Origin of the sequence: Actinocrinis sp. (assembly GCF_035650855.1) — a bacterium.
In the GTDB taxonomy this organism is placed as follows: Bacteria; Actinomycetota; Actinomycetes; order Streptomycetales; family Catenulisporaceae; genus Actinocrinis.
Map to the genome: position 1 here is coordinate 24,417 of NZ_DASRGV010000304.1, position 12,283 is coordinate 36,699.

The following is a 12,283-nucleotide window of genomic DNA, read 5'->3' on the forward strand; positions in this document are numbered from 1 at the left end:
AACGGTGCAGTCCTGATTCGCTACGCCATGACACGGTAAAGCGGGCGTCAGCGTCCACAAGTCCAGTGATTACGACCGTAACCGTGACAGCTCGTCAGGAGTTGGACGGCGGTGTGGAGCCGATCAACGGGACGGCCACCGAGACGATTGTGAGCCGAGGATGACGACCGCGCGCACTGCCGCCCCCAGGACCGCCGCCGCGGTGCCGACCCAGCCGGGCCCCGCCCGCAGCGGGGACTCGCTGAGCCTGCTGGCCGCCGCGCTCGAGTACATCGAGGACCGGCACTGGGAGATCGCGCTGGGCACTTCGGTACGCCGCTCCGAGGCCGGCTGGTTCTGCTCCTGCGGCCTCGAGCAGTGCCCGGCCCCCGGAACGCATCCGGCGCAGCGCGACTGGCAGAAACGGATCAGCGGGCAGCCGAGCAAGGCGCACGAGTGGTGGGCGGCCAACCCAGAAGCAGCGGTGCTGCTGCCCACCGGCCGGACCTTCGACGTGCTCGAGGTCTCCGAGGCCGCGGGCTGCCTTGGCCTGGCCCGGCTGGAGCGCGCGGGGACGAACGTCGGCCCGGTCGCCGCGACCCCGAATCGGCGGATGTACTTCTTCGTGCTGCCGAATGCGCGTACGAAGATGGTCAAGGTGCTCGCGACGCTGGGTTGGGGCCGCAGCCCGCTGGACCTGACCTGCCGGGGCGCCGGGGACTACATCGTCGCGCCGCCCTCGCGGATGGGCGCGATCGGCCACGCGCAGTGGGTGCGGCGGCCGTCCGAGACGAACCGCTGGCTGCCGGATGTAGAAGAGGTGCTGGCACCGCTCGCCTACGCCTGCGGCCTACACCGCTGACTACTAGCCGTTCTCGGCGCGCCCTTCCACGAACACGTGCGCGGCGAGCTCCAACTCGATCTCCGCCGCCTCGCCGGCCGACGAGATCAGCACTCCGCCGGCCGCCGGGGTGACCTCCAGCGCCGCCCCCGGCCGCAGCCCGACCCGCCGCAGCCGGTGCATGACCTCGTTGTCGGTCTGCACCGGCTCGCCGATCCGGCGCACCACGACCACCGCGCGCTCGCCGTCGGCCAGCTTGTCCGTCACCTCGCGCAGCGAGACCAGCCCGCCGGCCCGGAAGTCGGGGGCGCTGAGCGAGGCGTCCAGCTCCTCGAGGCCCGGAATCGGATTTCCGTACGGTGAGACCGTCGGGTTGTCCAGCAGCGCGAGCACCCGCCGTTCCACGGTCTCGCTCATGACGTGCTCCCAGCGGCACGCCTCCTCGTGCACCTCGTCCCACTCCAGGCCGATCACGTCCACCAGCAGCCGCTCGGCGAGCCGGTGTTTCCGCATGACCCGGGTGGCGTGGGCGCGGCCCGCCTCGGAAAGCTGAAGGTGCCGGTCGCCCTCCACGGTCAGCAGGCCGTCACGCGCCATCCGGGCCACGGTCTGACTGACCGTGGGGCCGCTCTGCCCGAGCCGCTCGGCGATCCGGGCGCGCAGCGGGACGATGCCTTCCTCTTCCAGTTCGAAGATGGTCCGCAGATACATCTCCGTGGTGTCGATCAGGTCACTCACGCTCGTCGGCTCCGGCCCTTGAGAATGATGGGGTGCACTCAATTGTGACTCACCCGGCGGACAATCCAAGCGCTCGTATCAGCCAGTGAGCCGCGCCGGGCAGGTCAGGGGCTGAGTCGCTCGATCCGCCACTTGCCGCCCTCGCGCACGTAGCGCAGGCGGTCGTGCAGCCGGCTCGCCCTGCCCTGCCAGAACTCGACGGTCTCCGGCACCAGCAGCAGGCCGCCCCAGTGCGGCGGCCTCGGCACGGCGTCGGGGAACTCGCGATCGAACCGCTCGTAGCGCGCATCGAGCCAGTCGCGGTCCGGGATCGCACTCGACTGCTCGCTCGCCCAGGCCCCGAGCTGCGCCCCGCGCGGCCTCGTCGCGAAGTACGCGTCGCTCTCGGCCTCCGGCGAGCGCGTCATCGCGCCGGTGACGATCACCTGCCGGGCCAGCGGGGCCCAGGGGAACAGCAGGCATGCCGCCGGATTGGCCGCCACATCCCGGGCCTTGCGCGATCGGTAGTTGGTGAAAACGGTGAAGCCGTCCGGCCCGTACCGCTTCAGCAGCACCGTGCGGGCGGACGGCCGGCCCTCGGCGTCGGCGGTGGAAAGCACGGTCGCGTTCGGTTCGAACCACGGCGTGTCCGATTTTGGGACGGCCTTGTCGAGCTCAGCGAACCAGCGGGCGAATTGCTCGATGGGATCCGCTGTGAAGTCGGTCACCCCGATGCCGCGGTCGGAGTATTCGCGGCGCAGATTGGCTAGGTCCACGGTGTCCATTGTCCCCGGTCATCGCGCGGAAAAGGTCACGGCGCCGACGGCGGTAAGGGTCGCCGGGCCGCCGCGCCCTGAAACGGGCCCGCAATGGTCTATACCTTATGCGGGAACGCTGGGCTTGCGCCGATTTCCGTTCCGAAGTTGTAGCGGTCCAATATAGGTAGGCGGCCCCGCTTGGCGGGAACCTCCAAGGGAGGAACACCCGTTCAACGCGTGAAAGTCACAGAGTGCAAGGGAGCGCTCACCGCCGTCCCTTGTACGGCCCGCGCAGCCGACCGGCAGCGCGGACTACCCCCACGAAGGACGTTTGCCACAGCAAGGGAGCAACAGGATGCCCGACTTCGTACCCGGTCTCGAGGGCGTCGTCGCCTTCGAGACGGAGATCGCCGAACCTGACAAGGACGGCGGCGCCCTCCGGTACCGCGGCGTCGACATCGAGGACCTGGTCGGGCACGTGACCTTCGGTAACGTCTGGGGCCTGCTGGTCGACGGGAAGTTCAACCCCGGCCTGCCGCCGGCCGAGCCGTTCCCGATCCCGATCCACTCCGGTGACATCCGGGTGGACGTGCAGTCCGCGCTCGCGATGCTCGCCCCGGTCTGGGGCCTCAAGCCGCTGCACGACATCACCGACACGCAGGCTCGCGACGACCTGGCCAGGGCCGCCGTCATGGCGCTGTCCTTCGTGGCCCAGTCGGCCCGCGGAATAGACAAGCCGATGGTCCCGCAGCGGGAGATCGACAAGGCGCAGACCATCGTCGAGCGCTTCATGATCCGCTGGCGCGGCGAGCCGGACCCCAAGCACGTCGAGGCGATCGACGCGTACTGGACCTCGGCGGCCGAGCACGGCATGAACGCCTCCACCTTCACCGCCCGCGTCATCGCCTCCACCGGCGCCGACGTGGCCGCGGCGCTGTCCGGAGCGGTCGGCGCGATGTCCGGTCCGCTGCACGGCGGCGCGCCCTCCCGCGTGCTGCACATGATCGAGGCGATCGAGCGCGACGGCGACGCCAAGGCGTACGTCAAGAGCGTGCTGGACCGCGGCGAGCGGCTGATGGGCTTCGGCCACCGGGTCTACCGGGCCGAGGACCCGCGCGCCCGGGTGCTGCGGCGCACCGCCCGCGAGCTCGGCGCCCCGCGCTACGAGATCGCGGCGGCGCTGGAGCAGGCAGCTCTCGAGGAGCTGCGCAACCGCCGCCCGGACCGGGTGCTGGAGACCAACGTCGAGTTCTGGGCGGCGATCGTGCTGGATTTCGCCGAGGTCCCGGCCAACATGTTCACCTCGATGTTCACCTGCGCCCGCACCGCCGGCTGGTCGGCGCACATCCTGGAGCAGAAGCGCACCGGCCGCCTGGTGCGCCCGGCGGCCCGTTACATCGGCCCGGCGCAGCGCAAGGTGCACGACATCGAGGGCTTCGACACCATGATCGTCCACTAAGCGGACAGTCAGGTAAAAAGCGCAGGCAGATCGGTGCCCGGTTAACCCGTTCAGGGTCTAACCGGGCACCGTGTGTTTCCGGTAACCTCTCCTTCACGTTCTCGGACGACGACGCCCGGGTCGGGATGCTGTGTTTGATTGCTCAGCTGTCCCCGCCGGCGCGGCCGTGTCGGCGGTACGGAATCAGATCGCCGGAGGCACGCACCGTGTCGGAAATCCAGATCCCCGCCGAACTCAAGCCCGTCGACGGCCGCTTCGGCTGCGGTCCGTCCAAGGTCCGTCCCGAAGCCCTTTCCGCGCTGGCCGCGCAGGGTCCCGCGCTGCTCGGCACCTCGCACCGGCAGGCCCCGGTCAAGAACCTGGTGCGCCGGGTGCGTGAAGGCGTCGCCGAGCTGTTCAGCGCGCCGGAGGGCTACCAGGTCGTCCTGGGCAACGGCGGCTCGACCGCCTTCTGGGACATCGCCGCCTTCGGGCTGATCCGGGAGAAGTCCCAGCACCTGAGCTTCGGCGAGTTCTCCTCGAAGTTCGCCGCCGCCGCCAAGGCCGCGCCCTGGCTGGCCGAGCCGCAGGTGGTCAAGTCCGAGCCGGGCACGCACCCGCTGCCGGTCGCGGCCGCCGACGTCGACGTGTACGCGCTCACCCACAACGAGACCTCCACCGGCGTGGCCATGCCGATCAAGCGGGTGGCGGGCGCGAACGAGGACGCACTGGTGCTCGTGGACGCGACCTCGGCGGCCGGCGGCCTGCCGGTGGACGTGACCGAGACCGACGTCTACTACTTCGCTCCGCAGAAGAACCTCGGCTCGGACGGCGGTCTGTGGGTCGGGCTGTTCTCCCCGGGCGCGCTCGCCCGCGTCGAGGAGATCTCCGGCTCCGGGCGCTACGTGCCGGCGTTCTTCGACCTGCCGACCGCGATCGACAACTCCGCGAAGGACCAGACCTACAACACCCCGGCGATCGCCACCCTCTTCCTGCTGGCCGAGCAGCTGGACTGGCTGAACGGCAACGGCGGCCTTGACTGGGCGGCCGCGCGCACCGCGGACTCGGCCTCCCGGCTGTACGCCTGGGCGGAGAAGTCCGAGTACGCCACGCCGTACGTCGCGGACCCGGCGCAGCGCTCGCAGGTGGTCGGCACGATCGACCTGGCCGACTCGATCGACGCGGTCGCGGTCTCCAAGGCGCTGCGGGCGAACGGGATCGTGGACACGGACTCGTACCGCAAGCTGGGCCGCAACCAGCTGCGCATCGCGATGTTCGCCGCGATCGAGCCGGCCGACGTCGAGGCGCTGACCGCGTGCATCGACTACGTGGTGGAGCGGCTGTAAGACCGCTGCCTGACGGCTTAACGCGCCCGCGGACCGGCCTTGTGGCCGGTCCGCGGTGTGTTGCCGGGAGGCTTTCCCTAATGCCGGAGCACGGAGCCGACGATGACCAGGATGATCAGGGCGACGAAGGCGGCCGTGACGATTCTGGTTCTGATGCGCGGGTCCACCCCGCCAGTCTAGGTACCCCGGCTGCCAGAGCTGGCGCCTACCGCCCCGTCAGCGCCCAGCGCCCGATGCGCTCGTACCGCTTGAGCGGATCGTCGACGACGTTGAACAGGTCGATCTCGCCGACCAACCAACGCGGTGTGCGGAACGCGGCCATGCGGTCCACGTAAGGCTGCAGGTCCGGCAGCCCCTCCCCACCGTGACTGTGCCCGTGGCCGCCGTGTCCGCTGCCATTGCCCTGTCCGTGCCCCTGCGTCTTGTGGTTGCCGTTCCCGGAATCGCGCACGCGGGCCAGGGTCAGGTGTGGCCGGAACGGCCGCTCGTCCACCTTGATGTGGCAGCGCCGGGCGACGCTGTTGACCGATTCGGCGAGCCGGCCGAGCCGGTCGCGGTCGCCCTGCACCCCGGTCCACAGGGTGCGTCCGCCGAAGTGCCCGCCGCCGGCCAGCGCCAGCTCCATCGGGGTGTTGCGCGCGGCGGCCCGGCCGAGCCGTTCCTTGAGGTCGTCCAGCGCGTCCTCGGGCACGTCGCCGAGAAACGCGAGCGTGACGTGCCAGGTCTCGGGCCGGCACCAGCGCAGTGCCGGGTCGCCGTGCGGAAGCGTGGTCAATGCGGCGCGCAGTTCGAGCACGACGGGGCGCGGCGGGATCACCGCGACGAACAGCCGCATCAAGACCTCCGGTCCGGGGCTCTGTCACCTTCGACAGGGCCGCTCGACCCATCATGCCTCTTCGAACATGATCGCGGCGGCGGGGCGGCATTCCCGGCGGGCCGCGCCCCGCGCCGGCGGCGGTAGCCTACCGGCGCGTAAGGCCCAAGCGGATCGAAGAACCTGATTATGCGGTACGCGGCACGACTGCGAGATGCGGACGGCTGGTCACGCTGGCCATGATTCTCCGGTCGGTGCGCCAAGCGAGCGCATAAGCCGCGGTGACCGCGGAAAGTGCGGTGGCCACGCCGCACAGGGCCAGCGTCCAGCGCACTCCGAGCGATCCGGCCATCCAGCCGACCAGCGGCGATCCGATCGGCGTGCCGCCCATGAATACGAGCAGGTACACGCCCATCACCCGGCCGCGCAGTTGCGGTGTCACCGAGGTCTGCATTACCGCGTTGGCTGTAGTCGCCACGGTGAGCCCGGCCGTTCCGGTGAGCAGGAGCAGCAGCGCGAAGGCCGCGAAGTCCGGCATGGCCGCGGAGATCGCCTCCAGCACGCCGAACGCGATCGCGCCGCCGAGCACCAGCCGGATCCGTGCGGTCCCGCGCCGGGCCGCGAGCAGCGCGCCGGTCAGCGAACCGACCGCCATGATCGCGGACAGCAGCCCGTAGGCCGAGGCGCCGGAGTGGAAGACGCGCGTGGTGAACAGCGGCAGCAGCACCGGGAAGTTGAGCCCGAAGGTGCCGAAGGTCAGCACGGTGCCCAGCACGGCGAGCAGGTCGGGCCGGGTGCGCAGGTACCGGAAGCCCTCGATCTGCTGGCCGCGGCGCCGCTCGATCGGCTTGGCCGGCCGCAGTTCGCGCGCCCGGATCGCGACGAGGCTGGAAACGACCGCGGCATACGACACGGCGTTGATCAGGAACACCCAGCCGCTACCGGTGACCTCGGAGCGGAACAGCCCGATCATCACACCGGCCACCGCCGGGCCGACGATCCGGGCCAGGTTGAAGTTCGCCGAGTTCAGCGAGACCGCGTTCTGCAGCTGGTCCGGGCCGACCATCTCGACCACGAAGGACTGGCGGGCCGGGGTGTCCAGCGCGGTGACCATGCCGAGCGCGAGGGCGAAGGCGTATATCTGCCAGACGGTGACCGCGCCGGAGAGCGTCAGCACGGCGAGCGCGGCGGAGAGCAGACCCATGCTGCTCTGCGTGATCATCAGCATCACGCGCTTGCGGTAGCGGTCGGCCAGGGCCCCGCCCCAGACCGAGAACAACAGGATCGGCAGGAACTGGAGCGCTGAGACCACGCCGAGCGCGATGCCGCTGTGGGTCAGCGCCAACACCAGCCAGTCCTGGGCGATGCGCTGCATCCAGGTACCGGTGTTCGATACGAGTTGTCCGGCGGCGAAGAGCCGGTAGTTGCGGATACGGAGAGAGCGGAAAGTGGTGGTGACGGCGCTGCGCGCGCTCAAGGGCGACCCCCTGGTGTTGTGCGGTGGTGCGATGGTGCGGCCGTGCGGTGGCGGGCAGGCGAACGGCCCGCCAACCTCGAGCCTATATCATTAGCTACGCTAAGGAGCAAGGAGTTATTCCGCCTGCCGCCCCTTACCTGTCGGTAGCTGCCGGTCGTCCGCGAAGTCGTCTGGCGATCCCGGCCGCGCCGTTGTCGATTCCGCGGGATGCTGTTCGTCGTAGTTGGTGTCGGAGCCGAAAACCAAAGGTGAAAGGACACCGTCATGGCCGAGTACATGATCCTGCTGTTCGACGACGAGGCCGCGTGGGCCGCCGCGTCCCCGGAGGAGTACGACCGGATGCTCAAGGCGCACGGCCGCTTCCAGGAACAGTGCGTCGAACTGGGCGGCAAGATCGTCAACAGCAACGCGCTGCAGCCCACCAGCACCGCCACCTCCGTGCGCGGCGACGTGGTGACCGACGGCCCGTTCGCCGAGACGAAGGAGGCGCTCGGCGGCTACTACCTGGTCGAGGCGGCCGACCTGGACCAGGCGCTGGCGATCGCGAAGCTGGTCCCGGTGCTCAAGGGCGGCGTCGAGGTCCGGCCGATCATGGTCTTCTAGCGGATGACTCCGGACCGGCGAGCGCGGCGGGACGCGCCTCCGGACCCGGGCCTCGCGCGGCACGACCCGGACCCTTCCGAGGCCGCCGCCGCCGAGGCCCGGGACGCGGTCGCCGACGCGCACCGCCGCGAGTGGGCCTACGTGCTCGCCGCGACGGCGCGCGTCGCCGGGGACCTCGATCTGGCCGAGGAGTGCGTGCAGGACGCTTACCTCGCGGCGCTCGACGCGTGGACGAAGCAGGGCGTGCCGAACAGCCCCGGGGCGTGGCTCACCACCACGGCACGCCGCCGCGCGCTCGACATCTGCCGTCGCCAACGCACCCTGCGCGACAAGCTGCCCCTGCTCATCGACCCCGAGCCGGCGAATGAAGGCCTCGACTCCTCGTTCGCCCCGCCCGACCCGTTCGCGGCGCTCGGCGCGTGTCTCGCATCGGCGGGCTCAGCTCCCCCTGTCCCCGACGACCGCCTGCGCCTGATCTTCACCTGCTGCCACCCCGCCCTCGCCCCCGAAGCGCAGATCGCCCTTACCCTGCGCCTGGTCTGCGGCCTGACGACGCCGCAGATCGCGCAGGCGTTCCTGGTCTCGGAAGCGACCATGGCGGCGCGGGTGACCAGGGCGAAGAAGAAGATCGCGGCGGCCCGCATCCCGTACCGCGTGCCCGAGGCGACCGAACTGCCCGACCGGTTACGCGCGGTGCTGGCCGTCATCCATCTCGTATATACGACAGGCCACACCGACCCGACCGGCACGGACCTGATGCAGCGCGACCTCGTGGCGTGCGCGATCGACCTGGCCCGGATGCTGCGAGTGCTGATGCCCGACGAGCGCGAAGTACGTGGCCTGCTGGCCCTGATGCTGCTCACTGATTCCCGCACGAGGGCCAGGACCGACGAGCAGGGACGGCTCGTCCTGCTCGAATATCAGGATCGCGGCCTGTGGAATCGGGAGCAGATCGAGGAAGGCATGAGTCTGATCCCGCAGGCGCTGCGCGGCGGACGCCCCGGCAGATACGCGCTCCAAGCGGCGATCGCGGCGCTGCACGCCGAGGCGAAGACGTATCAGGAGACGGACTGGTCCCAGATCGTCGAGCTCTACGACGTGCTCATGCGCGTCTGGCCGTCCCCGGTGGTGGCGCTCAACCGCGCCGCCGCCCGTTCGATGGTCTACGGCGCCGAGGCCGCGCTCGCCGAGATCGCAGAGCTGGAACAACACGGCTTCGGCGGCGCGGGCAGGTCCACTGGCCTCGCCGGTTACCGCTACCTCCCGGCGGCGAAGGCCGATCTGCTGCGGCGGCTCGGTCGCACCGACGAAGCCGTCGCCGAGTACCGGGCGGCCCTGTCCCTCACCGAGGGCGGCGCAGAGCGCGAATTCCTGCTGCGGAAGCTGCGCGAACTCGGCGCCGAGGAGCGGCTCGGGGATTCGGCCGACAGCTACGAAGAGTGACGGCTGGTCACCTGGATGGACCCTTGTGACCCACCGGCCGCGGTGCTGGCATATAGCAGGTCAGGACGGGGACGCCGAACCGAATTTCGATCTCGAGGGGGGCCGGTCAATGGCCTTCGTGATCCGCGTCAACCCGACGCCGGCGATGAGCGCCGAAGCCTACGAGCAGGCGGGCATTCAGCTCGAGCAGGCGGGAGCGGGTGACCCGTCCGGGCTGATCTACCACGTCTGCTATGGCGAGCCGGACGATCTGCGCGTGTTCGACGTGTGGGAGAGCCGGGAGGACCTCGACCGGTTCGCCGCGACCGTCGGCCCGATCATGCAGGAGCTCGGCCTGAGCCCCGGCGTTCCCGAGATCGCGCAGGTACACGACTCGGCCGCGGGCACCGCGATGTCCGGCAACCGGATGGATCTGGCCAACATCCACCGCTCCGCGCATGCCGCGTTCAACGGCCGGGACCTGCACGAGGCGGTCCGCCACTTCCGCCCCGACACGGAGTACACCGACCACGCCCGCGGTCTGACGACGAAGGGCCCGGCGGAGTTCATCGACTGGCTGCAGGACTGGATCAACGCCTTCCCGGACGCCGCCGTCGAGGAGGCCAGGTACATCGACGGGGGCGACCACTGCGTCGCCACCTTCCAGGGCCGCGGCACGAACAACGGCCCGATGGCCAATCTGCCGGCCACGGGCCACCGCATGGACCTCGGCATGTGCGAGGTGCTGCGCTTCGACGCGAGCGGCCGCATCGCCGCCGGGGACATCTACTACGACTCGATGAGCATGATGATCCAGCTCGGCCATATGCAGCCGCCGATGGCCGGGTCCGGCTGAGCGGGCGGACCGAAGACCACAGCGAATACGTCGGCCGGGGTGGGCACTGCAACGCCAGTGGAGGCCGACGAGAGGGCGGGACCGGTCCGGGTGGACACGACTGCATTCACCCGGGCCGATCCCGGCCGTTTCGCTTTCCAGCTGACGCCGTGTCAGCCCTGCCAGCTCCCAGCCGACAAGCAGCCGCGGGCACCCGGATAAATTCGAAGCCACAGTCCCCCTGCCCTGGCAGACTGCCGCGCCATGGACACCGAACGCCCGGCAAGCATCCCGCCCGGCCTAATCGTGGAGCTGTCCCGGGCCAAGGTGAAGCCGGGCGCGCAGGCGGAGGCGGACCGGTGGATGCGCATGCTCAACGACCGGATCGACGAGTGCGTCGCCACCCTGGACCGCGAACGGATGGCGATCGAGATCGTCTTCCGCCTCCAGGAAGACGGTGCGGACTACCTCTACTGGGTCTGCGTGAAGGGCGAGGGCGGCGCGGGACTGGATCTCGACCTTCCCATCGACCGCGACCACGTGGAGCAGGCCATGCGCACCAAGGAGCCCGGCTGGGTGGAGGCCGAACCGCAGGTCCTGATGCTCCCGGATCCGGTCCGCGAGGCGGTGCTCGCCTGGGCGCTGCGCGGCGAATCGAGCGTCCCGGACAGGGGCCGGCCCCACGGCTAGCAGGGTCCGGTGTCCCGCTGAACGGGACACCGGACCAACTCCCCTCCTAGCTCACTTCACGTTGAGGGCCTGCTGGATCGGGTTCAGCGCGAAGTAGGCCACGAACAGCGCGCCGACGATCCAGAGCAGCGGGCTGACCTCGCGGATCTTGCCGGCCGCCGTCTTCACCAGAACGAAGGCGATGACCGATGCCCCGATGCCCACCGTGATGCTGTAGGTGAACGCCATGAGCGTGATCGCGAGGAAGGCCGGGACGGCGATCGTCCAGTCGTCCCAGGGCACGTCCTTGATCTGAGTCATCATCAGGAAGCCGACGACCACCAGCGCGGGGGCCGCGGCCTGCTGCGGGACGACCGTGGCCAGCGGGGTGAGGAATGAGGTCAGGCCGAGCAGAACGCCGGTCACGATCGAGGCGAGGCCGGTGCGGGCGCCCTCGCCGACGCCGGCCGCCGACTCGACGAAGGTGGTGTTGGAGCTGGCCGAGCCGAGGCCTCCGGCGGCTGCGGCGAGGCCGTCGATGAACAGGACCCGGCCGATGTTGGGCACGTTGCCCTGCTCGTCGAGCAGACCCGCCTCGGAGGTGACGCCGACGATCGTGCCCATCGCGTCGAAGAAGTCGGACAGGATCAGGGTGAAGATGAACACGACCGCGGTGACCACGCCGGCGTGGACGAAGCCGCCGAACAGCGAGACGTGGCCGATCAGCCCGAAGTCCGGGGTGGAGACCACCGAGTGCGGCCACTTCGGCTGGATCAGGCCCCAGTCCGCCGCCTTGAGGTGCGCCGCGTAGTTGATGATGATCGCGAGGATCGTGGTGCCGACGATGGAGATCAGGATCGCTCCGGGCATCCGCCGCACCAGCAGCACGAACGTCACCAGCACGCCGACGCAGAAGACCAGGATCGGCCAGCCGGTCAGCTCGCCGTTGTTGCCGAGCTGGACCGGCACCGTGGACTGCGCGGCGTCCGGGATGCGGGTGACGAAGCCGGCGTCGACCAGGCCGATCAGTGCGATGAACAGACCGATGCCGACGCCGATCGCCTTCTTCATCGGCACCGGGATCGCGTCCATGATCAGCTTGCGCAGGCCGGTGACGACGAGCAGGCAGATGCCGAGGCCTTCGAGCACCACCAGGCCCATCGCGTCCTGCCAGGACATCGTGGGCGCGATGGTGAACGCGACCACGCCGTTGAGCCCGAGCCCTGCGGCGATGGCCAGCGGCAGGTTTCCGCCGATGCCCATGATCAGCGTCATCACCCCGGCGACGACCGCCGTGGCGGCGGTGAGCTGGCCGAGGTTGAGGGTGTGCCCGTAGAGGTCCTTGCCGCTGGCCAGGATGATCGGGTTGAGCACCACGATGTAG

The 12,283-nt window shown here is 70.0% G+C and carries 12 protein-coding genes; 7 read left to right on the plus strand and 5 right to left on the minus strand.

The window, feature by feature from the left end; all coding sequences use genetic code 11:
• The first annotated feature begins 160 nt into the window (after positions 1 to 160).
• On the plus strand, positions 161 to 841 hold the full coding sequence (locus VFB40_RS21750) for a bifunctional DNA primase/polymerase (RefSeq protein ID WP_324853539.1): 681 nt from the start codon (positions 161 to 163) through the stop codon (positions 839 to 841).
• Positions 842 to 844: 3 nt separating this feature from the next.
• Here VFB40_RS21750 and VFB40_RS21755 read toward each other — a convergent pair whose 3' ends face one another.
• Complete coding sequence (locus tag VFB40_RS21755; protein ID WP_324853541.1) at positions 845 to 1,558, minus strand: iron-dependent transcriptional repressor DtxR; 714 nt, start codon at positions 1,556 to 1,558, stop codon at positions 845 to 847.
• Positions 1,559 to 1,662: 104 nt separating this feature from the next.
• Positions 1,663 to 2,322, minus strand: a complete 660-nt coding sequence (gene pdxH, locus VFB40_RS21760; RefSeq protein WP_324853543.1) for a pyridoxamine 5'-phosphate oxidase — start codon at positions 2,320 to 2,322, stop codon at positions 1,663 to 1,665.
• A gap of 328 nt (positions 2,323 to 2,650) precedes the next feature.
• Here pdxH and VFB40_RS21765 point away from each other — a divergent pair, with 328 nt between their 5' ends.
• On the plus strand, positions 2,651 to 3,754 hold the full coding sequence (locus VFB40_RS21765; RefSeq protein WP_324853546.1) for a citrate synthase 2: 1,104 nt from the start codon (positions 2,651 to 2,653) through the stop codon (positions 3,752 to 3,754).
• Positions 3,755 to 3,960: 206 nt separating this feature from the next.
• Positions 3,961 to 5,079, plus strand: coding sequence for a phosphoserine transaminase (serC, locus tag VFB40_RS21770; RefSeq protein WP_324853547.1), 1,119 nt, complete (start codon positions 3,961 to 3,963; stop codon positions 5,077 to 5,079).
• Between the two features lie 205 nt (positions 5,080 to 5,284).
• Here serC and thpR read toward each other — a convergent pair whose 3' ends face one another.
• A complete protein-coding gene (gene thpR / locus VFB40_RS21775) occupies positions 5,285 to 5,914 on the minus strand; it encodes an RNA 2',3'-cyclic phosphodiesterase (RefSeq protein WP_324853549.1) in 630 nt (209 codons plus the stop codon).
• A gap of 166 nt (positions 5,915 to 6,080) precedes the next feature.
• Positions 6,081 to 7,370: an MFS transporter gene (locus tag VFB40_RS21780; RefSeq protein ID WP_324853551.1), complete on the minus strand. Its 1,290-nt coding sequence runs from the start codon at positions 7,368 to 7,370 to the stop codon at positions 6,081 to 6,083.
• A 264-nt stretch (positions 7,371 to 7,634) separates the two neighbouring features.
• On the opposite strand from VFB40_RS21780, the gene VFB40_RS21785 reads away from it, so the two are divergent.
• From VFB40_RS21785 to VFB40_RS21800, 4 genes are all read left to right on the plus strand, one after another.
• On the plus strand, positions 7,635 to 7,973 hold the full coding sequence (locus tag VFB40_RS21785; RefSeq protein WP_324853553.1) for a YciI family protein: 339 nt from the start codon (positions 7,635 to 7,637) through the stop codon (positions 7,971 to 7,973).
• A 141-nt stretch (positions 7,974 to 8,114) separates the two neighbouring features.
• On the plus strand, positions 8,115 to 9,416 hold the full coding sequence (locus VFB40_RS21790; RefSeq protein ID WP_349261588.1) for an RNA polymerase sigma factor: 1,302 nt from the start codon (positions 8,115 to 8,117) through the stop codon (positions 9,414 to 9,416).
• 109 nt (positions 9,417 to 9,525) lie between these two features.
• Positions 9,526 to 10,251, plus strand: coding sequence for an ester cyclase (locus tag VFB40_RS21795; protein WP_324853557.1), 726 nt, complete (start codon positions 9,526 to 9,528; stop codon positions 10,249 to 10,251).
• Positions 10,252 to 10,494: 243 nt separating this feature from the next.
• Positions 10,495 to 10,920: a DUF6176 family protein gene (locus VFB40_RS21800; protein ID WP_324853559.1), complete on the plus strand. Its 426-nt coding sequence runs from the start codon at positions 10,495 to 10,497 to the stop codon at positions 10,918 to 10,920.
• Between the two features lie 51 nt (positions 10,921 to 10,971).
• Here VFB40_RS21800 and VFB40_RS21805 read toward each other — a convergent pair.
• Positions 10,972 to 12,283 (minus strand): NCS2 family permease (locus VFB40_RS21805; protein WP_324853561.1); only part of this gene is annotated, 1,312 nt, incomplete at its 5' end.